This window comes from Aeromicrobium sp. PE09-221 (genome assembly GCF_002174305.1).
Classification (GTDB): Bacteria; Actinomycetota; Actinomycetes; order Propionibacteriales; family Nocardioidaceae; genus Aeromicrobium.
In genome coordinates this window covers 1-21,045 of record NZ_MIJB01000008.1, presented here as the reverse complement: position 1 = coordinate 21,045, position 21,045 = coordinate 1, and the positions used below count along the sequence as shown (strand labels likewise).

Below are 21,045 nucleotides of genomic sequence, written 5' to 3'. Positions count from 1 at the left end.
GTCCCCACACTCGCGGGCCTCATCGAGGACGCGGATCGAAGGAGACGAGATGACGAGCGCTGAGATCGACCACTACTCGACCGCGCGGGAGATGCGCGATGCGGTACGCGCCAAGCGGATCTCCGCCCGTGAGCTGCTCGACCTGCACCTCGAGCGCATCGATGCCACGAATGACACGATCAATGCCATCGTGAGCCTCGACCCCGAGCGTGCCCGCGAGGAGGCCGCCCGCGCCGACGAGCAGCTCGCGCGCGGCGAGGACGTCGGTCCCCTGCACGGCCTGCCCTTCGCCTTCAAGGACACCCATGCGGTCGGTGGATGGCGGAGCACCTCAGGCTCGGTGCTGCGTGCCGATCACATCCCGGAGCACGACGAGCTCGTCGTCGAGCGCGTGCGGAAGGCTGGAGCCGTCACGGTCGGCAAGACCAATGTCCCCGAGTGGGCGGCCGGATCGCATACCTTCAACCCGATCTTCGGCACCACCGTGAATCCCTACGATCCGACCCGGTCGGCCGGCGGGTCGAGCGGAGGCTCGGCCGCGGCCCTCGCGAGCGGCATGGTGCCGCTGGCCGATGGCAGCGACATGGGCGGATCGTTGCGCAATCCCGCCTCCTTCTGCAATGTCGTCGGTCTGCGCCCGTCCTTCGCTCGCGTGCCGCAGTGGCCGACCGGCAATGCCTGGGAGACCACCTCGGTGCAGGGCCCGATGGCCCGCAATGTTGACGATCTCGCCCTGCTGCTCTCGGTGCAGGCCGGGCCCGATGGCCGCTCGCCGGTGGGCCAGGAGACTCCCGGGTCGGCCTTCGAGAAGGTCCAGCGGATCGGGCTCGCCGGTCTGAAGGTCGCCGTCTCGGTGGACCTCGACGGTGCCTTCGAGGTCGACCATCAGGTGCGCGAGGTCGTGGAGGCGCAGGCCCGTGCGCTCTCGGATGCCGGTGCCCAAGTCCTTGAGCGCGCTCCCTCGCTCAGCGAGGCCGAGGACACCTTCCGGACGCTGCGCGCCTGGCACTTCCAGGCCAGCTACGGGGCGATGCTCGCCGAGCATCCCGACAGCTTCAAGGCCTCGCTCGCCGATAACATCCGCCTCGGTGCCGACCTTACTGGTGCCGATGTCGCCCGGGCCTATCATCAGCGCACCGAGCTCTCCCTGCGGATGCGCGAGTTCTTCACGGAGGTCGACGTGCTCGTCATGCCGGTCAGCCAGGTGCCGCCGTTCAGCGCGGATCAGGAGTACCCCGCCGAGATCAACGGACAGGCGCAGCAGACCTATCTGGACTGGATGCGGTCGGCGTACTTCATCACGGTCACCGGGTGTCCGGGGTTATCGATCCCGGCAGGCTTCACCCGTGAGGGATGGCCGGTCGGCATCCAGCTGGTCACCGCCCCGAATACCGAGCGACGTCTGTTGGAGATCGGGCGCGCGGTGGAGGAGATGACCGGCGCCTCGGCACGCCGCCCTTCCCTCGGCTGACTCCACTCAGAGGGCGGTGAGTAGGCGTCCTCCTGCTTGTGCCAGCGGCGGCGGGCCAATCCCTTCGTCCTGCGTGGGGCATCTGGAATAGCTGGCCCGGGTGGCCACGGCTCGATCAGCGGTCGATCACTATGCCCCGCCTGTCCCCCGGGTCCTCCGGTCCTCCGGCGAGGTTAACGGTCAGGCGTCGGCCCAGCCACACCGGCGGTCAGGAGCGCGCCCGACCAGACGGAGTTTTCAGGTGCCCTCACAGCGCTTGGTCAGCTAAGGAACCATGGATGAAGATCTCATGTCCGCCGTCGCCGGGCAGGCGGACGTCGTGATGGACGTATCGGTTCACCGCCGCGGATAGTAGGGTGAACGGCAACTTCTACACGCCTCTTGTGAGAACCAATAGATTGCCGGGGGTCATCATTGGTATGAAAGCTTCTGCGATACTTCGGCTTGAGGGTGTTTCGTAATGAAGCGCCTCGCTGCCGGCATGATAGTCGGCCTAGTCTTGTGGCTGTCACCCGCGGCTCTAGCAGTTTCTTTAGCCACTCCCTCTAGCTTCTGCTTCGAGAATCACGCGTTCTCATCCCTGTTCATTCCTAACAGGGATGGATACACGCAAAATATGATCGGCGACTTTTCACTGCGGGCGAACTATCTGACTCAGAGGGTGACCTGTGAGTGGGTCGCCTACCCTGACTACGCCGAAAAATTCAATGCCCCGAGTGGATCTTTCGAGCTCTCGCCGGGACCAGTGCCCTATGTCGGGGCGGCTGTTACCTTCAGTTGCGTCCTTGCTGCTCTGGTGCGGTGGAAACGCCACACCAGAGCAGCAAGTCAGTAGCACCAGTCAGCCTGCTCCGCAAGCGTACTCCTCGGGCGCGGTCATGGATGCGCTGTAATAGTAGTGACACCCGGGTGCCGTAAATTCCCGCGACCTGTTCGCGATGAGCGAACCCTGAGTGAACCCGTTGGGAGGTTCACGCAGGACGTTGAGGCCGACGCAACCGGTGTGCACTGCACAGTATCTTCGCAATCGTTTGATACTAGCTGGTATCCCGACGCAACCTTATTTGACTATTGCAATCCACGAGGCATGTAGACGGTAGTAATGAAACCCCGAGACTCTGAATGTCCCGGCAACAATAGCGGAGCATCTTGCGGATAGGCGATACCAACGCCGGTTGATTTGCGATCGCAGGGATCAGAATGCAGATTATGGTCCAGGTAGGCACCATAGACATCGGGCACCAGTGTCTGGTCTAGCGTAGCTATCGACCAAGCAAGGAAGTTCCCGTTCAAATCTATCGAGAAATTGGGGTTCGATCCGCTCCAGAAAAAGTTCTCATTCGAATCATATAAACACAGTGGTCGTTGCCAGATGCCACCAGGGTTCAAATCCGGATCGTTATTCGAGTAAGTGTTGAGCTCCGCTTCCAAGACCCAATCGTCCGGGAAGTCTTCAGGCCGCCTCTCAGCGGTCGAATTCCACTGAAGCCACATGGTTACTGAGTGCGCAGTCTCAGGCTCTCCATTCTCATCTACAAAACCGTTTCTGGCGACCACCTCCGAGCTCGGAGGAGCCCAACCCTCTGGGTCACTCGCAAGCCGGGCGATGTTCCCCCGCCGGCGGGTTGGCGTTCGTCTCTCGAGCCAGAACGTCACGTGTACGCTCCCAGAGATCTCCGCGAGAGATAGTGGCCTTCGGTTCATACGGCTCGAAGTCAGCTGATTTTTTGACGACGGCTTGGTCCGCAGCGCTTCGTTTGGCCACACGGTCGTCATCGCGTACGAGAGCATGCGTGATTGCTGGAAGATAGCCGTGGTCCGCCAAGACCGACTCCCTGACGAGGCTCATTTCCTCCCCGGGGCCGAAGACCTCGCCGTATACGCCGGGCCCGGCATATCTGAAGCCAACCACGGTCCCCGCGGAACTTAGCGTCGAGGCGTCGTCCCAACTGATCTGGTGCGGCAACTCGATACTCTCGTAGCCGGGGCCAGCCGTGACCTCCGTTTGTTGTGGATTCGAGGTGGCGGTGGAGACTCCCTGAGAGGTGAGGAGTAAAGCCAGCGCGGCGCTGACGGCAATCAGTGGTTTTTCAAGATTCCCCCTTGGTTAAAGTTGATCATCGCATCCGGTAATACGGACGTCGATGCCCGCTTGATGTTGGGCTAGTCCCGCTGCGCCCTCATCTGAGCGAGATATCATCGTGCAAGCCGCTTCTGCGCGGTGAAGGTCAGCAGCTACTACGACGCCCAGCAGAACGTACGGACTCGCCTCCCGGTGTCACCGGGAAATCCAACACGGCGACCTCTCAGACCTCGATCGGCGGGCTTGACGTCTGAGCCTTCCGCGAATGGCCGGCAGCTCACCGCCGGGAACGGTAGAGGAGGCTACGTCACCGCTCCTTTCCGTGGGTGAGGGGTGCGGGTGGCAGGAATGCGATGCGAGTGCCCGGGGTTGATCATCGATATGAGCGCTGCCCTGTTCGAGCCCATCACCGTCCGATCTGTCACCGCCCGCAATCGCATCTGGCTGGCGCCGATGTGTCAGTACTCGTGCTTCGCGCGCGACGGCGTGCCGACCGACTGGCATCTGGTCCATCTCGGCTCGCACGCGATCGGGGGTTTCGGTCTCCTCATCAGCGAGGCCACCGCCGTGGTGCCGGAGGGCCGCATCAGCCCTGAGGACACCGGACTCTGGAACGGCGAGCAGACAGCCGCATGGAGCCGGATCGTCGACTTCGTTCACCAGCAGGGAGCAGCGATCGGCATTCAGCTCGCGCACGCTGGGCGGAAGGCCTCCACCTACGCCCCGTTCGCCGACGAGAGCGGTACGGTTCCACCTGAGTCCGGCGGCTGGCAGACGGTGGCTCCCTCGGCGAGCGCCTACCCGGGACTCGCGGCGCCCCGCGCGCTGACCCACGACGAGGTCGCCGCCCTTCCAGCATCGTTCGCCGCCGCTGCGACGCGCGCCGATGCGGCTGGTTTCGATCTGATCGAGATCCATGCCGCCCACGGCTATCTGCTGCACCAGTTCCTGTCGCCGCTGTCCAACCAGCGCGAGGACGAGTACGGCGGTGACTTCGGCGGGCGCACGCGTCTCGTGCGGGAGGTCGTGACGGCCGTGCGTGAGGTGTGGCCGGAGGACAAGCCGTTGGCGATCCGCTTCTCGGGAACGGACTGGCTCGAGGGCGGATGGACGATCGAGGAGACGGCGCGGTTGTCGGCCGAACTGCGCGAGCTGGGCGTCGACATCGTCGACGTGTCGTCCGGAGCGCTGCTCCCGGCGGACATCCCGGTCGGGCCGGGCTATCAGGTGCCTCTCGCTCAGGAGGTGCGCCGCGTCTCGGGGCTCGTGACCGGGGCCGTGGGCCTGATCACCGAACCGGGGCAGGCCGAGAAGATCATCGAGGGCGGCGAGGCGGATCTCGTGCTGCTGGCCCGAGCGGCGCTCCGCGATCCTGCGTGGCCGCTGCGCGCGGCGCACGAGCTCGGCGTCAGTCGCGAGGACGCGCCCTACGCCCCGCAGTACGAGCGCGGCGCCTGGCGCTGAAGAACCCGTTGAGTGTGACGTTTGGACGGCTGATTCGCTCGGATCGCCGTCCAAACGTCCCACTCAACGGGTTGGGGGTCTCAGCGCTGGAGATCACCGGCATCGGAGCCCAGCGTCACCTTGACATCCTCCTGCTCGCCGTCGCGCTGGATGGTCAGCGTGACCTCGTCGCCGGGCTGGTAACTGCGGACCGTGGCGATGAGGGCCTGGTTGGTCGCGACCGGATGACCGTTGACCGCGGTGACGATATCGCCCTCGCGCAGACCCGCCTCGTCACCGGGGCCACCGGACTCCACCTCGGCCACACGCGCGCCGATGCCGGTGATCTGGTCGTCACCCGTCGCGCTCTGCACCGTGATGCCGATCCGAGCGTGCTCGACCGTCTTGCCGTCGAGGATCTGCGCGCTGACATTGCGCGCGAGATCACTCGGGATCGCGAAGCCGAGTCCGATCGAGCCGCCTTCCACGCCGCCGGAGGAACGGATCGCCGAGTTGATGCCGATCACGCGGCCCTCGAGGTCGACCAGGGGACCACCGGAGTTGCCCGGGTTGATCGCGGCATCGGTCTGGATCGCGGGGAAGGTCGTGAGCGTGTCCGAGCTGCTGCTCTGGTCGCCGGGGGAGACGGGTCGGTTCAGCGCGGAGACGATGCCCTGCGTGACGGTGGACTCGAGGCCGAAGGGCGAGCCGATCGCGACGACCTCCTGGCCGACCCGCACCTCGGAGGAGTTCCCGAACTGGGCGGCCTCCAGGCCTGAGACGTCCTCGGCCTGAATGACCGCGATGTCGGTGGCCGGATCGGTGCCGATGATGGTCGCGCGCGCATTGGTGCCGTCATCGAAGCCCACCGTGAGCGTGCCCCCGTCCGCGGCTGCTTCGACGACGTGGTTGTTCGTCATGATCTTGCCATCGGAGCTGATGATGACCCCCGAGCCGGAGCCGCCTTCGCCGCCACCGGAGAAGTTGATCTGCACGACGGACGGCATGATCTTCTGGGCGACCTGCTCGACGGTGCCTGCCGGCAGGTCCGAGGAGGCCGGGGCGTCGATCGAGGTGCCGGTGCTCGTCGAGGTCGAGCTGCCGCCATCGGAGACCTGATTGCCGAGGACCCCGCCGGTGAAGCCGGCGATGAGCGCCAGTGCGACGACGCCGATCGCCGCCGCGATGGGCCGGCCCCGCCGCGGACGTCCCGCGGGCGGGACCTGACCGGAGTCCGGGGGAGTCGGGCCGTGGGGCGGAGGAGGCGTCGCCAGCACCGAGGTGTGCTCGGCGGACCCGTGGCCGGGGGCGGCGGAAGGGCCGGGCGCACCCGTGGCGCCAGCGCGTGAGGCGCTCGGATCGGAGCCGGAGGGTCCCGTATCGGCGGGCCCCGCGGCGGTCTGCTCCGAACCGGGGCGAGGGACCCCCGGCCCGGGTGCCGACGGGTGGGGTGCGTGTGCTTCGCGGGTCTCGTCGGGAGTCGGGGTGGGCGAGCCGGAGGCCGGACCCATCGGGATCGGGCCCCGCTCCTCGGTGAGGTCCTCACCGGCCCCGCCGGCCGGCGGATGCGGATGACGCTGCGCGGGCGGCGTGTACGGACGCTCGGCGAAGGGATCGTGCGAATCGGTCATGTCAAGACATTCTCTCGCATTGCTGAGACGGTGATGAAAGGTCGGTGTGAGCGGGCGAAGACCTCCACTGTGTCAGGACCGGCCGGACGGCGCGAGCGGGAGATGCAGCGTGAAGGTCGATCCGGCGCCGAGGGTCGAGGCCACTTCGACGCGCCCGCCGTGTCGCTCTGCCGCCCGCTGGACGATCGACAGCCCGAGTCCCGAGCCGGGCAGCGCGCGGGCTGCCTTCGACCGGTAGAAGCGCTGGAAGACGTGCGGCAGATCCTCCTCGGCGATCCCGGGACCTTCGTCGCGGATGGAGAGGACGCCGTCGGTCAGGCGGACCGTGATGGTGCCGTCACGGGGACTCCATTTCGCCGCATTGTCGAGGAGATTGGTGACGGCGCGTTCGAGGGACTGGCTCTCCCCGACCACCTGGGAGCCGTCGAGCGCGACATCCCAGGTGACGCTCGGAGCGCGCAGCCGGACACGGGCCAGAGACTGCTCCACGATGTCGTCGAGGGCGAGTGGCTCGGGGTCGCGGTGCAGGGGTTCGTCGCGGGCGAGCTCCACGAGATCGCCGATCAGCGAGGTGAGCTCGTCGAGCTGAGCACGCACATCATCCATCAGCTCGCGCTGCGCCTCGGCGTCGAGCCGGCGATCAGGGTCGCTGGTGACCTGGCGCAGCAGCTCGATATTGGTGCGCAGGCTGGTGAGCGGGGTGCGAAGCTCATGGCCGGCGTCGGCGATGAGCTGTCGTTCTCGGGTCTGCGATTCGCCGAGGGCCCGAAGCATCGTATTGAACGAACGGGTCAGCCGAGCGAGCTCGTCGTTGCGGGTGCCCCACACGTCGATGGGCTCCATCTCGCCGGTCGAGGCGATGCGCTCGGTGGCGGCGGTGAGACGCCGCACCGGTCGCAGGCCGTTGCTCGCGACCGCCCAGCCGGCCATCGCGGACATCGCGACGCCCGCAGCGCTCGCCAGCACCAGCACCACCGCGAGCCGGTCGAGGGCGCGCTGCGTGGACTCCATCGACTGGGCGAGGACGAAGGCCTGCCCCGGCTGGGTCTGGATCGAGACGATGCGGAACGGCTCACCGCCGGCGTCCACGGTGCGCGCGGACTGCGACCGGGTGCCGAGCGCGACCTCCTGCTCGGGGATGCCATACGGCACGCTGCTGACCTTCTGGGTGAGCAGATCCCCGCCGTTCACGAAGACCACGCGGATGCCCATCGCATTGAGCATCTGCTGCACCGACCCGGCATTGGTGGAGTTGAGCGAAGAAGCGGTGACCCCGGCGTCGACGGCGTCATTGGCCCGCTTGACGAGGGTCTGGTCCACCGAGCCGATGAACTCCGAGCGCACGGTGACGTAGAAGACCGCGCTGACCACCGACAGGACCAGCGCCACGGCCACGGTCGTCAGGATGGTGACGCGTGCCGCCAGTGAAATACGCGAGGTGACGGGGCTGAGGGCATCGTGCAGCCAGTCGAGGAAGCGGTCGACGATCCCCTTCGGCCGGTCGGTTTCCCCGCCGACCTCCTTCACGGAGCCGCCACCCTGAGGGTGGTGGCTCACGGTGGCGTCTCCCGCAGCACATAGCCGACACCGCGGACGGTGTGCAGCAGACGGTCCTCTCCCTCGGCCTCGAGCTTGCGCCGGACATAGCCGACGTAGACCTCCAAGGAGTTGGCGCTGGTGGGGAAGTCGAATCCCCACACCTCCTCCAGGATGAACGAGCGTTCCAGGACCCGCTTGGGGCGCTGCATGAACAGTTCGAGCAAGGCGAACTCGGTGCGCGTCAGGGAGATGTGGCGCCCGCTGCGGACGACCTCGCGGGTATTGGGGTCGAGGCTGAGGTCGGCGAAGTGCAGGACCGGCTCGTCCTCGTCCTGGGTGCCGGCGGGGCGGACGGACCGCCGTAGCAGCGCCCGCAGGCGGGCGAGGAGCTCCTCCAGCGCGAAGGGCTTGGTGAGATAGTCGTCGGCGCCCGCGTCGAGACCGTCGACACGATCCGTGACGGCGTCGCGGGCGGTGAGCACGAGGATCGGCACGTCGTTGCCGGCCGAGCGGAGCGCCCGGGTCGCCTCCAGGCCGTCGAGGCGCGGCATCATCACGTCCATGATGATCGCATCGGGCTGGACCTGGGGGACGCGGGCGAGGGCCTCGGCGCCGTCGGCGGCGAGATCAACCGTGTAGCCGTTGAACTCCAGGGACCGTCGCAGGGAGTCACGGACGGCGCGATCGTCGTCCACCACCAGGATGCGCATGCTCCCAGTGTGCCGTGAACGCCTGAGATCCGTCTGAAGGAGCACGGTGGGCCGCCGCCGTGGCCGAGGTCCGGAGGGGGTTGCTCTCCCGCCCTCATCGATTCGCTTCTTGCCGGTATCGGCCCCGGAGCGGAGGGGAAAGCTCCGGTCTCCGGGGTCGTGTCATCAGAAAGTTACGCGGCAGGTCTTGCGCAGCCGGGGGTGAGAGGCCTTATGGTTACTACCAATTTGGTCCCTACCATTTCTGAGGAACGTCATGCGATCTCTACAACGGAGGCTCACCGCCACCATCGCCGCTGCTCCGGTTGCAGTCGTTCTCGCCGCCTGTGGGGGCAGCGGCGACGATGACACCACCACCCTGTCGCTCTCCCACTGGGGCGGTATCTGGGAAGAAGGCGTGACCGCCATCGAACCCGGCCTCAGCGAGGCCACGGGCATCACTATCCGGGGTGCGGCCGATGGACAGAACGGCTTGACCAAGATCCAACAGTTGCCGACCGCCTACGATGCGGCTCTTCTCACCGCCGACAAGGCGGCTGTCGGGCTGCAGGACGGAACCTTGCAGCCGATCGACACCAGCCGCATCGAGAACCTGGACGCCATCCCCGACGCCGTGCTCGACGGCCTCATGGTCGACGGTGAGCTTGCGGCGGTGCCGATCAGCTACGGCGCACAGGGCATCCTCTACCGCGAGGATCTCCTAGGTAAGAAGCTCACATCGTGGGCCGATCTGTGGGACCCGGATCTGGAGAACAATCTCGCGATCGGCGCTCTGCCCAGCGTGGCGGGCGTCTTCGTCCTCCAGGCCGGTGGCGAGGCATTCGGCGAGGGCCCCGAGGATCTGGAGGCTGGCTGGGAGGCGATGGAGCGACTCAGGCCCAATATCCAGTATCAGTACACGCTGTCATCGGATCCGCTGAGCAAGCTGGCCGATGGGAGCCTGCTGGCCACCGTCACGTTCGCCGACCTCGGCGTCGATCTCGCCGACTCGGGTGTCACCACGCTGATCCCCGAGGAGGGCACGAATTGGAGCGTCCAGCCGGTGGGGATCCCTGCCGAGGCCGAGAATGTCGATGCGGCCTACGACTTCATCAATTACATGCTGAGTGACGAGGCGCAGTCGGCATGGGTGGAGGCGACCCACGTCGCTCCGGCCAGCCAGGTCGCCGAGCTGCCTACGGAGATCAGCGACCAGTTGCTCGAGACCGACGACGTCGCCGCGCGGCTGTGGCCCATCGACTGGCTTCAGATCGGCACCGAGATCCAGGACTGGACAGTCCGCTGGCAGGAGCTCTTCTCGTGACATCTGCCACCCCACGCGTCGCGGGCCGGGTCCGTCGGGGCCCGACCCGCGTCGGGAGCACCACCTCCGTCAGCTGGGCTCTGCCAGCGGCACTCTTGGCGCCGATGGCCCTCTTCGTCCTCGGCTTGTTCGTCCTGCCGTTCGTCATGGTGGTCACGACGGCGTTCACCGATGCCGCGACCGACAGCTGGTCGCTCACGAACTTCCAGGAGTTCTTCAGCCGCTCCGTCGGCTGGACCGCACTCCGCAACACCCTGATCATCGGTGTCGGCACCACGGTCGTCGCGGCTGCCGTCGCTGTCCCCTATGCGTATGGGATGGTCCGTCATCCGCGGTGGCGGGCACTCTTCATCGCGGTGCTCTTCGCGCCGCTGCTCATCAACGGCGTGGTCCGCGTCTTCGGCTACCAGCTGCTGGCGCGATTCGTGGATCGAGTCTGGCCGTGGGGAGACCTGCCGTTGCTGTACTCGCTGACGGGCGTCGTGATCTCACTGGTGGTCTTCATGTTCCCTCAGATGACGGTCGCCGTCTTCGCGAGCCTGGATCGCATGGACCGTCGACTGGTCGACGCGGCGCAGACCCTTGGTGCCGGCAACTGGCAGGTCTTCCGGACCGTGGTCCTACCGGCGGCACGTCCGGGGATCGTGGCCGGGTCGATCATCACCTTCGGCGCGTCGGCCGGCTCCTACCTGGCGCCGGCGATGGTCGGCGGCGGCCGCGTCCCCGCCATGCCGACGCTGATCTACGGGTCGGTGAGCGGGGCCGGGAGTTGGAACTTCGGTGCCGCTGTGGCGGTGGTGCTGATGGCCATCATCCTTCCGCTGATGATCTTGTCGCTCGCGCAATCGACCCGGAGGTCTGTCCCATGAGTCGTCGCGTGCCCTATGCCAACCTGCTCATCGCGATCGTGCTGCTGGCTCCGCTCGCGGCGGTCATCGCGACCTCGCTCAATGCCGGCAACTATGCGGTGTTCCCGCCCAAGGGGTTCTCGCTCGATTGGTTCTCCGAAGCCCTGGGCAACACCAGGTTCCTCGATGCGCTTCGTCTGAGCTTCGTCGTCGCGGTGGCCAGCACGGTGATCTCGATCGTCGTCGGCTTCCTCGCCGCGTATGCGATGACGCGCTACGAGTACCGCGGACAACGGCTCTCTCAGATCACTGCCCTCGGTCCGCTGACCGTGCCCGAGATCGTCGTCGGCCTCAGCGTGTTCGTCTTCGTCGCGTTGCGGTTGCAGCAGGCGCCGAGTATTCCCGCCCTCGTCCTGGGCCACTGTGTCGTCGGCATCCCCATCGGCCTGCAGGTCATCGTGGCCACGATGGCGTCACAGGATGTCGCCCTCGAGCAGGCGGCCGAGACCTTGGGCGCATCGAGTTGGCGGGTCTTCCGCACCATCACCTTGCCCTTGGCGACACCGGGCCTCATCGGGGCATCGCTGCTGGTCTTCATCTTCTCGTTCGACAACATCAGCATCTCGCTGTTCCTCATGCCGCCGGGCGAGTCGACCCTTCCCGTCGTGATGTACCAGTACCTGGACTTCAGGCCCGATCCCTCGATCGCCGCGATGTCGACGCTGCTGGTCGCCCTCGGTCTGATCGTCTTCTTCGTCCTGCACCGCATCGGTGCGCTGAAACACCTGACCGGCAGCGGCCTGCGCTGACCTCTGGAGACACCTATGAGCACTTCATTCGTCCACCTGCGTGGACTGACCACCGAGTACGGCAACGGGGCGGGCATTCGGGACATCGACCTCGAGATCCGCCGCGGAGAGATGCTGGTCCTCCTCGGCCCCAGCGGCTGCGGCAAGACCACGCTGCTGCGGACCATCGCGGGCCTCGCCGCGCCCGACTCCGGCACCGTCATGGTCGACGGTGACGACATCACGTCGCTTAAGGCGGCTCAGCGGGACATGGGCATGGTCTTCCAGACCTGGGCGCTCTTCCCGCACCTCACCGTCGCGCAGAACGTCGCCTACGGCCTGAAGACCCGCCGCCAGGCCAAGAGCGAGATCACCAAAGCGATCGGCGAGGCGCTCGAGCTGGTCCAGCTGGCGCATCTCGCCGACCGCAAGCCCGGCCAGCTCAGCGGCGGCCAGCAGCAGCGCGTGGCACTCGCTCGCGCGATCGTGATCAATCCGCGCGTGCTGCTCCTCGACGAGCCGTTGTCGGCGCTCGATCGGCGCATCCGCATGGAGCTGCGGTCGGATCTGCGCCGACTACAACAGGAGCTCGGTGTCACGGGCGTTTACGTCACCCACGATCACGGCGAGGCGTTAGCGCTCGGCGACCGGGTCGCCGTGATGAACGAGGGACGCATCGTGGAGATCGCCGCGCCTCGTGAGCTGTTCGTCCGTCCCCGGCACCGATTCACGGCGCACTTCCTCGATGCCGGCACCATCGTGGATGTCGACGGAAGCGAGCCGGGCGGAGCATTGCACACCCCGCTGGGCAGCATCGCGCCGCTCGCGTCGGCGGGCGAGATAGCAGCGATCTGCATTCCGGCCGATGCGATCGCCCTCGAGGTCGACGGGCCTGGCATCCCGGGCACCGTCGTAGACCTCGACTACGAACAGTCGAGCCTCACGGTATCGGTCCAACTGAGCGGCAGCGGCATCCTCGTCAAGAGCGCGCAACCGTTGTCACGCGAGCTGTACTCCGGCCAGCCGATCCACGTCGTCGCCGATCTCGAACGCGCCGTTCCCCTCGCCAGCTGAAAGAAGAGACCCATGAACGACCTCCTCCTGCGCAACGCCCTCGTCCACGACCCGTTCACGTCCACGTCGCGCGAGACCCATGTCGTGATCGACGCCGGCATGATCGTCAGCCTCGATGCCTCCGATACGACCCCCGCCCGCCACGTACTGGACGTCGAGGGAGCGCACGTCCTCCCCGGCCTCATCGACCTGCACACGCACTATTACCGATGGTCCACGCCGCTGGGATACGATCCGCGGCGTTACAGCTTCCGGGACGGTGTGACGACCATCGTGGACGCCGGGAGCGCGGGCGCATTGACCTTGCCCGGGCTCGTGCAGACCGCGCGAGGCATCGGCCGGGGAAATCTCTTCGCCTTCGTCAACCTCTCCACGATCGGGATCATCCACAACGAGGTGGGTGAGCTTCACGATCTGCGGACCGCCGATGTCGACCTGCTCGCGGAGGCCGTCGAGAAGCACCGTGACTTCGTCGTCGGCATCAAGCTGCGCCTCTCCCGGTGGGTCAACGGCGAGGACCCGGACAACGCACGCGAGGCGCTGCAGCGCGCTCTCGCGGCCGGTGACCGGACCGGCGTCCCGCTCATGGTGCACGTCTTCGATCCGAGCCTCGCGCTCATCGAGATCCTCGATGCCCTGCGGCCGGGCGACATCGTCACACACGTGTTCTCCCGGTCGCGCGAGTCCGTGGTGGCGAGCCAGGAGAACTGGGACGCGCTGCTCCGCGCCCGAGCCCGCGGGGTGGTGCTCGACGTGGGCTGCGGGCGTGGGGGGCTCGACTTCAGCGTCGGTCGCGAGGCCATCGCTCGTGGCCTGTACCCCGATACGATCTCCAGCGATCTCACCGAGGTCACGGCCGACGGACCCGTGTTCGGGCTCACCGCGACGATGTCGAAGATGCTGGCGATCGGCATGCCCTTCGAGGAGGTCCTGCGCGCGGTGACCGCCAACCCGGCTGCGGTCCTTCGACGGCCGGAGCTCGCCGAGCTGCGCGAGGGCGCTGTGGCCAATCTAGCGGTCCTGGCGGTGGAGCGAGGCTCCTACGAGTTCGAACAGCTGCAGTTCCTCGAACAGGTCGTCGAGACCGTGACCCACGATCAGTCGGTCCGCGCCCTCGCCACGGTCCTCGAAGGTCGCGTGGTCGTCGGCGACGCGCGGCTTTCAGCGCAGGAGGTCTGATGTCCGTCTCCCCGCTCACGGTGCTGAGCGCCGATGACGTCCGGGAATCGGGAGTGCTCGGGCCGGCCGTCGCCGTCGACCTGATGCGTCGGACCTTGGCCGCGAAACGGGCAGGCAGTGCTTTCGACAGCCCGTTGTCGACCTTGGCCGTGGGTGAACCGGGGCATCGATTCGTCGCTCACCCGGCATCCCTTGAGGACATCGTCGGGGTCAAGTGGATCGGCGCCAACCCGGAGAATCTCCGCCATGGTCGGCCGCGGGCATCGGCCTCGGTTCTGCTGAGCGACCGCCAGGACGGTCGCTCGCGCGCGGTCGTCGAGGCGACCTCCATCAGTACAGTCCGCACCGCGGCGGTCGGCGCTCTGGCGATCGAGTCGCTGGTGCCGACGTCCGCTCCGGTCTCCCTCGGGGTGGTGGGGGCGGGTGTATCGGCACAGGCGCTCGTGGAGACCGTGATCGCCCTGCACCCCACCCTGGTCGAGACCGTGGCGGTCTTCGACGTGGATGAGAAGGCTGCCGACCGTCTGGTCCAGACGCTTCGCGGTCACGGCGTGGGCGCGAACGTCGCCGCGTCGGTCGAGCGGGCGGTCGTCTCCCACGAGATCGTGGTGCTGGCGACGAGCGATGCGGTGACCCCCTACGTCACACCGGAGATGGTGGTGGGGGTCCGCCTCGTGATCGGGATATCGCTCAATGATCTGACGGAGGCCGCGGTTCGAACGAGCGAACGCTGGGTGACCACGGATCGACAGCTTCTGTCCTATGATCTGTCTTCGACAGCACGCGCCGTCAGGGCGGGAGCGGTGTCGGCGGATCGGATCGAGCTTCTCGAGGATCTGATCCCCGATTCTCCTCCTGGCCACCGGCCGGAGCGAGAACGGATCGTCTTCGACTTGTGGGGGCTGGGAATGTTCGACGTCGCGTTGGCCGCGGCAGCATGGCGGCGACAGGAGCGTGATCATGGCCGATGATGACGCTTCGTCCTCCCGCGAGCAGACTCCCCAGATCTCGACGCCGAGCACGGCGGACCTGTCTCACATCGCCGCGTCCCCACGCCCCGGGCGGGGTGCCGGCTCAGCGACCCAGGCGGCTCACATGGAGCTCACCGGGCTACTGGCGGCACTCATCAACTCCGGCGAGCTGGCCCCGGGGGTCCGACTCCCGGCGGAGCGCGACATGTGCAAGCAGTTCGGTGTCAGCCGGACCACGGTCCGGCATGTGCTCGACCGGCTCGAGCGACAGAATCTGATCACGAGGCACGTCGGCCGCGGCACCTTCGTGGCCGAGCCGAAGACGGTCCACACCATGTCGATGCCCGAGAGCATGGTGACATCGGCGGAAGAGGCGTCGACGTATCGGGAGGTCTACCGTGACATGCACGTCCCGAACGACCGGATGCGTGAGCTGATGACGGTGGACGAGGACGAAGAGGTCTCCCGGACCGCACGCGTCCGGTTCGTCGGCGGGCGTTCGGTGTCGGTCGAGGTGGTGCATCTGCCGACAGCCGTCGGTGGCGCCGTGGACGACGAGCTGCTGGCCACGGGTCCGCTGGGTGTTGCGCTCGCCGCGGCAGGAGTCGAGGTAGCGCGAGCCCGTCAGCGCTACGACCCGGTGTTGTCCGCACCGTGGGAGTCCGACCTGCTTGACGTCCCGCCTGGCACTCCGCTGATGCTGGTGACGCGGCGTAGCTGGGATCATGAGGACCGGGTGGTGGAGTACACCCTGGAGTACCACCGGGCTGACCGTAACAGCTTCCTCATCGAGGTCACGGCCTTATAGGGTCCGGGGCGCTCAGCGGGCGACGCGGACCTCGACACCCGCGGCATCGAGCGCGGCTCCCAGATCGCCGCCGGGCTCGACATCGGTGACGAGCCCGGCGAGCTGATCGAGGTTCGCGACATGCACGGGGGCCACCACTCGGTGCTTCGATCCATCGGCCAGCACCCATGAGCGCGCGGAGAGCGCCAGCATCCGCTGGCGGAGCCGGGCCTCCTCGTAGTGGAAGTCGGTCAGGCCGTCCACGGCGTCGACGCCGCCGGATCCGAGGAAGGCGATATCAGGCCGGAAGTCGCCGAGGAACTGGTCGGCCCGGCCTCCGGAGACCGCCAGATCGCCCGGCCGCACCCGCCCGCCGAGGACGACGACCTCGCAGGAGAGGCGCTCGCAGGCGAGGGTGGCGGCGGGCAGCGAGCCGGTCAACAGCAGACCCTGGAAGGAGGGAGCCATGGCGGCGACGACCTGGAGCGCCGTCGTGCCGACATCGATGATGATGGTGGCGTCGTCGGCGATCAGCTCGGCGGCGGCCCGGCCGATCCGGGCCTTCTCATCGCGGCCGCTGGCACTGCGCTCGCCATAGCTGCCCTCTGCCCGGGGATGGTGACCGGCCGCGACCGCGCCACCGCGCACCCGGACCAGCGTGCCCCGCGACTCGAGCGCGGCGAGGTCGCGCCGCACGGTCTCGATGGAGACCCCCAGGACGTCGACGAGGTCCACGGTGCGCACGAACTCCCGGGCCGCGAGCTGCTGCTCGATGATGCCCCACCGCTCGGCGGGGATGGCCAGTTGCGTCACCGTGGACCTCCTCGAATCGTCCGGTCGATGAGGCTCCGCTAGCGGACGAGCGTAACGAGGATGGCTCGACTCGACCGTCCGCGGAACCTGTCCAGAACCCTAGTGCTCCTTGGGCTCGGCATCGAGCACGGCATCGATCGACTCCATGTCGGGCATCGTGAGCCCGGAGACGCCCTTGCGGGCGAGCAGAACCGCGAAGTAGACGGCGCCGATCAGCACCATCACACCGACATATGCCCAGGACTTGGCGAAGGATGCATCGCGGAAGATCAGCAGCTCCCACACCAGCCAGACGACCGCGACCACCAGCACCGGGACCTCCCAACGCCCGAGGCTGAACCCACGGGTCGGCGGCAGCTCCTTGCGCTTGACGATGTACAGCGCCACGGTCGACGCGTAGATGATCGCCGGCAGCAGCGTGGCCGCGGAGAAGAGCGCGAACAGGGCGTCGGTGGAGAAGGCGAACACCGCGAGCACGGTCTGCCCGACCGCGAACATCATGAAGGTCGCGTTCATGGGGGTGCCGCGCGAGCGCGAGATGCGGTGGAATGCCTGCCAGCCTGGGAACCGTTCGTCCCGCGACATCGCCCAGATGAGCCGCGAGCCGCTCAGCGTGATGACCAGGCCGCAGGAGAAGATCGAGATGACCACCAGTACCAGCAGCGCCTTGCCGAGGAACGAGCCCAGCACGCCCTGGATGATATCGGCGATCGGCGTCGCGGATCCGGCGAGCGCGACGGGGTCTCCCGCCAGGCCGGTCACCGCGATGAGGAAGAGGAAGCCGATGATGCCGAGGGTCAGGACCGCCCGGTACATCGCCCTCGGGACGACATTCGCGGGATCGCGGGTCTCCTCGGCCAGATTCGCGGCCGATTCGAAGCCGACGATCGTGAAAGCCCCGAGGAGGAAGCCCATCGCCCACGGTCCGGCCTCGGTGAGCCCGCCGAGCGAGAAGTAGCCCTCGGCGGGCACATCGCCGCGGCTGAACAGGGTGCTCCACTCGAACTGGCCGGTGGTGAAGCCCACGGCGAAGAGCAGGACGACCAGGCCGATCATGCCGATCAGCTGGATGGTGACCGCACCATTGTTGACCCGCTGCGTCGCCCGCGTGGACATCGAGACGAGGGCGGCCTGCAGGGTGATGACGACGGCGGTGATGATCCAGGCATTGGCCTGCGTGCCCACATAGCCGAACAGCACCGGCAGGATCGTCGAGGCGATCGTGTAGTCCACGGCCACCACGACCACGCCGAGGAAGGTGAACGAGATCCACCCCATGATCCAGCCCAGCACAGGATTGGCCAGGCGCGAGACCCATTGATAGGCGTAGCCGGTGACCGGGACCCGTGCGGCCAGCGCGCCGAAGATCAGCGCCACGGCGAGCTGGCCGATGACCACGATCGGCCACGTCCAGATGCCCATCGGCCCGGAGGTCGCGAGGACCGATCCGTAGGCCGTGAAGATGCCCGTCGCGATCGACACGAAGCCGAAGGCCACGGCGAACAGTGTGAAGGGACTCAGATCCTTGGCGAGCGTCTGCTCATAGTGTCCGGCGGGCGCATCCGTCCCGAGGTGGTCATTGCTCATCGGTGTTCCTTGTCTTGCGAGAGGTGGAGGCGGACGTCGCCGCCGGTCGGGGCGATGCCGTTCAGGACGTCCCAGGGGATCCTGAAGACCCGGCCCGGGGATGCCGGCCAGGGAAGACGGCGGCGGGTGACGACGCTGTCACCCTGTGTGACCGTCACGTGCGGGAAGCGCACGAGATCGTCGACCCAGGTCTCGATGCGTCCGCGGGCGGGGACGCCCGCGGATAGGTCGATCAAGCCCGGGGATACCCAGCGGAAGGACGCGTCGCCGAGCAGCCGCAGGCCACCCGCGGCGGCTGTCGTCCCACCGAGATAGCGCAGCACGGCATCCGCGACGTGCGTGCCGCCGAGGGCCGCGATGTCCGCCGTGTCGACCGGATGCACGACATTGCCCGCGGCGAAGACGCCCTCACGGCGGGTACGGCCGGCCGCATCGACCAGCGGCCCCTTGGTATCGGGTGCCAGCTCGATGCCCGCCGAGCGCACGAGCTCGTGGTCGGGGATCCAGTCCCCGGTGAAGACCACCGTGTCGCAGTCGAGCACGCGCCGGTCGCCGGTCGCCAGGTCCTCGACCTCGACCCCCTCGACGCGTCGCCGGCCCAGGACACGCGTGACGCGGTGTCCCGTCACCAGAGCGGGTCGGAACAGGAGCCGCCCACCCAGGTTGAACACGCCGTAGGACTCGGGACGGTCGTAGCGCGTGACCATCGCTGCGGGCGTGCACCCGGCCTCCTTGAGGGTCATCGCGGCCGACCACGAGACGAGCTCGCCTCCGACGATGACGGCTTGCTTGCCGACGCTGCCGTGATGCAGATGGACGCGGTTCTGCAGCTCACCGGTGGTGTAGACGCCCGCCGGACGCGACCCGGGGATCATCCGCGCGGGTCGTGGGCGCTCGCGCGCACCGGTCGCGACGATGATGGCGTCGGCGGACACGATCTCACGGCCCCGAGGGCTCGTCAGATAGAGCGATCGCTCATCACGCCAGGAGGTAGCCATCGTGCCGGTGAGGATCTCCGCACCGGTCTCGGTCGCCTCGGACACCAGCCGGCGCGCGTATGTGGGACCGCTGATGAACCGGCGACGGTCGCGGATGCCGTAGCCCAAATGGTCAGAATGCCGGGGGATGCCTCCGGCCTCGCGCTCTCGCTCCAGCACGAGGACGCGACCGACACCCTGACGGCGCAGCGCTGTGGCGGCGCTCAGCCCAGAGGGACCACCGCCGATGACCACGACATCGGCACGGTATTCGCCGCTCATCGGACCATCTCCTCGATCGTGGCGTCCACGGCCGCGCCGCAGTAGAAGCCCTGGCAGCGCCCGTTCGTGGCCCGCGTGCGGCGGCTGACGCCGGAACGGTCCACCGCCGGCACCGTCGCGCAGAGCGCGTCGCGGATCTCCCCGAAGCTCACCCGCTCGCAGAAGCACACCAGCTCGCCATAGGCCGGATCGCGGCGGATGACCTCGTCTCGCTCGTAGGGCCGGGGCCGTGCCTCGCCGATATTCGGCATCCGCGGGGGCTCAGCGAGGGAGGCGCGCTGATGCAGCTCGACACCGGCGTCGGTGAGCAGGCCCTCGATGTGCTCGGCGATGGCCATCGAGGCTGTGAGGCCGGTCGACCGGATACCACCGACCAGCAGATAGCGCTGCGAGGGATCGGGCTCGATCAGATAGTCACCGTGATCGATCGCGGCCCGTAGACCGGCGTAGGCGGTCGTGACCTCCTCCTCGAAGAGTGCCGGCATGAGCCGCTCGCCCTTCTCGTGCAGGAAGGCGAAGCCGTTCTCGGAGGTGCCGGTGGCCGTCTTGTCGTGCAGATCCTCGGCAGTGGGGCCGAGCATGACATTGCCGTACACAGTGGGACTCACCAGCACGCCCTTGCCGAGCTTGCTCGGGACGGGCAGGACGATCTTGTCGACCAGCGGTCGGGCGAGCTTGTCGAAGACGAGCAGTTCGCCGCGTCGCGGCGTGACGGTGAAGCGGTCGAAGCCGAGGGCACGATCGAGCACATCTGCGCCGAGCCCCGCGGCGTTGATGAGCCAGCGGGTCGTGACGTCACCGCGGCTGGTGTGCACGACCGTGGACTCGTCACCGACGGTGACGCCGGTGACCTCGCGTCCGAGCAGCAGCGCGGCCCCGTTGTCGACGGCCTCGGTGGCGTAGGCGATCGACGGTGTCCAGGGGCAGATGATCGTCTCACCCGGCACCGTCAGGCCACCGAGGGCACCGGGACCCAGATGCGGCAGGGCCGCGTAGACGGCGGTGGCGTCGATGATCTCGCAGGCGTCGTAGCCGTTCTGCTCCGCCTTCTCGCGCAGCGCGGGCAGATTCTCGAGCTCCTCGTCGGTCCAGGCGACGAGGAGGGCACCGGTGCGTTCCATCGGAATGCCCGTCCGCTCGGCGTAGTCACCCAGCAGCGCATAGCCGCGGCTGACCAGCCGGGACTCGAGGGTCCCGGGCTTGGCATCGAAGCCGGTGTGCAGGATGGCGGTGTTCGCCTTGCTCGTGCCCTCGCCGACATCGTGGGCCGCGTCGACGATCGCGATGTCCAGCTCATAACGGCTCAGCGCGCGGGCGATAGCCGTGCCGACGACGCCGGCGCCGACGATGGTGACGTCATACCCACTCATGCCGCCACCGCCTGAAGAAGAAGCACCATAGGCTGATGGCGGCATGAGGTGAGCCCCATGGTTCGCTCGCTGCGCTCGCTCATGCCGCCACCGCCTGAAGAAGAAGCACCATAGGCTGATGGCGGCATGAGGTGAGCCCCATGGTTCGCTCGCTGCGCTCGCTCACGAGACGTCCTTTCCCGTGAGGTC

At 67.5% G+C, this 21,045-nt stretch carries 16 protein-coding genes; 9 read left to right on the top strand and 7 right to left on the bottom strand.

Annotated features, from left to right (window positions below; translation table 11 throughout):
* Positions 1 to 49: 49 nt before the first annotated feature.
* Positions 50 to 1,471, top strand: a complete 1,422-nt coding sequence (locus tag BHE97_RS04410; protein ID WP_087622818.1) for an amidase family protein — start codon at positions 50 to 52, stop codon at positions 1,469 to 1,471.
* A gap of 2,464 nt (positions 1,472 to 3,935) precedes the next feature.
* Positions 3,936 to 5,018: an NADH:flavin oxidoreductase/NADH oxidase gene (locus BHE97_RS04405; protein ID WP_087622817.1), complete on the top strand. Its 1,083-nt coding sequence runs from the start codon at positions 3,936 to 3,938 to the stop codon at positions 5,016 to 5,018.
* A gap of 80 nt (positions 5,019 to 5,098) precedes the next feature.
* On the opposite strand, the gene BHE97_RS04400 is transcribed toward BHE97_RS04405, so the two are convergent.
* The 3 genes from BHE97_RS04400 to BHE97_RS04390 all read right to left on the bottom strand — a co-directional run bounded on the left by BHE97_RS04400 (position 5,099) and on the right by BHE97_RS04390 (position 8,877).
* Positions 5,099 to 6,628, bottom strand: coding sequence for a trypsin-like peptidase domain-containing protein (locus tag BHE97_RS04400; protein ID WP_087622816.1), 1,530 nt, complete (start codon positions 6,626 to 6,628; stop codon positions 5,099 to 5,101).
* A 72-nt stretch (positions 6,629 to 6,700) separates the two neighbouring features.
* Positions 6,701 to 8,185: a HAMP domain-containing sensor histidine kinase gene (locus BHE97_RS04395; RefSeq protein WP_236757515.1), complete on the bottom strand. Its 1,485-nt coding sequence runs from the start codon at positions 8,183 to 8,185 to the stop codon at positions 6,701 to 6,703.
* Positions 8,182 to 8,877: a response regulator transcription factor gene (locus BHE97_RS04390; RefSeq protein ID WP_087622815.1), complete on the bottom strand. Its 696-nt coding sequence runs from the start codon at positions 8,875 to 8,877 to the stop codon at positions 8,182 to 8,184. The genes BHE97_RS04395 and BHE97_RS04390 overlap by 4 nt, the downstream gene beginning before the upstream one ends.
* Positions 8,878 to 9,133: 256 nt before the next feature.
* On the opposite strand from BHE97_RS04390, the gene BHE97_RS04385 reads away from it, so the two are divergent.
* The 7 genes from BHE97_RS04385 to BHE97_RS04355 are packed head-to-tail and all read left to right on the top strand — an operon-like array spanning position 9,134 to position 15,848.
* Entirely contained in the window at positions 9,134 to 10,180 is a 1,047-nt protein-coding gene (locus BHE97_RS04385) for an extracellular solute-binding protein (RefSeq protein ID WP_087622814.1), read from the top strand.
* A complete protein-coding gene (locus BHE97_RS04380; RefSeq protein WP_170931253.1) occupies positions 10,177 to 11,049 on the top strand; it encodes an ABC transporter permease in 873 nt (290 codons plus the stop codon). The genes BHE97_RS04385 and BHE97_RS04380 overlap by 4 nt, the downstream gene beginning before the upstream one ends.
* Complete coding sequence (locus BHE97_RS04375; RefSeq protein WP_087622812.1) at positions 11,046 to 11,837, top strand: ABC transporter permease; 792 nt, start codon at positions 11,046 to 11,048, stop codon at positions 11,835 to 11,837. Before BHE97_RS04380 ends, BHE97_RS04375 begins: the two co-directional genes overlap by 4 nt.
* 15 nt (positions 11,838 to 11,852) lie before the next feature.
* Complete coding sequence (locus BHE97_RS04370; RefSeq protein WP_087622811.1) at positions 11,853 to 12,890, top strand: ABC transporter ATP-binding protein; 1,038 nt, start codon at positions 11,853 to 11,855, stop codon at positions 12,888 to 12,890.
* 12 nt (positions 12,891 to 12,902) lie between these two features.
* The gene (locus BHE97_RS04365; RefSeq protein ID WP_087622810.1) at positions 12,903 to 14,069 is read left to right on the top strand and encodes an amidohydrolase/deacetylase family metallohydrolase; all 1,167 of its coding nucleotides are present in this window, start codon (positions 12,903 to 12,905) and stop codon (positions 14,067 to 14,069) included.
* Positions 14,069 to 15,040: a hypothetical protein gene (locus BHE97_RS04360; RefSeq protein WP_087622809.1), complete on the top strand. Its 972-nt coding sequence runs from the start codon at positions 14,069 to 14,071 to the stop codon at positions 15,038 to 15,040. Before BHE97_RS04365 ends, BHE97_RS04360 begins: the two co-directional genes overlap by 1 nt.
* Positions 15,030 to 15,848 carry a GntR family transcriptional regulator gene (locus tag BHE97_RS04355; RefSeq protein ID WP_087622808.1) on the top strand — a complete coding sequence of 273 codons (819 nt, stop codon included), beginning with the start codon at positions 15,030 to 15,032 and terminating at the stop codon, positions 15,846 to 15,848. The genes BHE97_RS04360 and BHE97_RS04355 overlap by 11 nt, the downstream gene beginning before the upstream one ends.
* A gap of 12 nt (positions 15,849 to 15,860) precedes the next feature.
* Here BHE97_RS04355 and BHE97_RS04350 read toward each other — a convergent pair whose 3' ends face one another.
* The 4 genes from BHE97_RS04350 to BHE97_RS04335 form a co-directional block, all read right to left on the bottom strand.
* Positions 15,861 to 16,640, bottom strand: coding sequence for a DeoR/GlpR family DNA-binding transcription regulator (locus BHE97_RS04350; protein ID WP_087622807.1), 780 nt, complete (start codon positions 16,638 to 16,640; stop codon positions 15,861 to 15,863).
* Between the two features lie 99 nt (positions 16,641 to 16,739).
* Positions 16,740 to 18,227 carry an amino acid permease gene (locus tag BHE97_RS04345; protein ID WP_087622806.1) on the bottom strand — a complete coding sequence of 496 codons (1,488 nt, stop codon included), beginning with the start codon at positions 18,225 to 18,227 and terminating at the stop codon, positions 16,740 to 16,742.
* Positions 18,224 to 19,486, bottom strand: a complete 1,263-nt coding sequence (locus tag BHE97_RS04340) for an FAD-dependent oxidoreductase (protein WP_087622805.1) — start codon at positions 19,484 to 19,486, stop codon at positions 18,224 to 18,226. Before BHE97_RS04340 ends, BHE97_RS04345 begins: the two co-directional genes overlap by 4 nt.
* Positions 19,483 to 20,856 carry an NAD(P)/FAD-dependent oxidoreductase gene (locus BHE97_RS04335; protein ID WP_087622804.1) on the bottom strand — a complete coding sequence of 458 codons (1,374 nt, stop codon included), beginning with the start codon at positions 20,854 to 20,856 and terminating at the stop codon, positions 19,483 to 19,485. The genes BHE97_RS04340 and BHE97_RS04335 overlap by 4 nt, the downstream gene beginning before the upstream one ends.
* Positions 20,857 to 21,045: the final 189 nt, after the last annotated feature.

Bases quoted from the DNA above. Each gene is read 5' to 3' on its own strand.
- BHE97_RS04400 (WP_087622816.1), bottom strand. From the start codon at position 6,628: ATGACCGATTCGCACGATCCCTTCGCCGAGCGTCCGTACACGCCGCCC.
- BHE97_RS04405 (WP_087622817.1), top strand. From the start codon at position 3,936: ATGAGCGCTGCCCTGTTCGAGCCCATCACCGTCCGATCTGTCACCGCC.
- BHE97_RS04360 (WP_087622809.1), top strand. From the start codon at position 14,069: ATGTCCGTCTCCCCGCTCACGGTGCTGAGCGCCGATGACGTCCGGGAA.
- BHE97_RS04365 (WP_087622810.1), top strand. From the start codon at position 12,903: ATGAACGACCTCCTCCTGCGCAACGCCCTCGTCCACGACCCGTTCACG.
- BHE97_RS04340 (WP_087622805.1), bottom strand. From the start codon at position 19,486: ATGAGCGGCGAATACCGTGCCGATGTCGTGGTCATCGGCGGTGGTCCC.
- BHE97_RS04345 (WP_087622806.1), bottom strand. From the start codon at position 18,227: ATGAGCAATGACCACCTCGGGACGGATGCGCCCGCCGGACACTATGAG.
- BHE97_RS04335 (WP_087622804.1), bottom strand. From the start codon at position 20,856: ATGAGTGGGTATGACGTCACCATCGTCGGCGCCGGCGTCGTCGGCACG.
- BHE97_RS04375 (WP_087622812.1), top strand. From the start codon at position 11,046: ATGAGTCGTCGCGTGCCCTATGCCAACCTGCTCATCGCGATCGTGCTG.
- BHE97_RS04410 (WP_087622818.1), top strand. From the start codon at position 50: ATGACGAGCGCTGAGATCGACCACTACTCGACCGCGCGGGAGATGCGC.
- BHE97_RS04370 (WP_087622811.1), top strand. From the start codon at position 11,853: ATGAGCACTTCATTCGTCCACCTGCGTGGACTGACCACCGAGTACGGC.
- BHE97_RS04385 (WP_087622814.1), top strand. From the start codon at position 9,134: ATGCGATCTCTACAACGGAGGCTCACCGCCACCATCGCCGCTGCTCCG.
- BHE97_RS04355 (WP_087622808.1), top strand. From the start codon at position 15,030: ATGGCCGATGATGACGCTTCGTCCTCCCGCGAGCAGACTCCCCAGATC.
- BHE97_RS04390 (WP_087622815.1), bottom strand. From the start codon at position 8,877: ATGCGCATCCTGGTGGTGGACGACGATCGCGCCGTCCGTGACTCCCTG.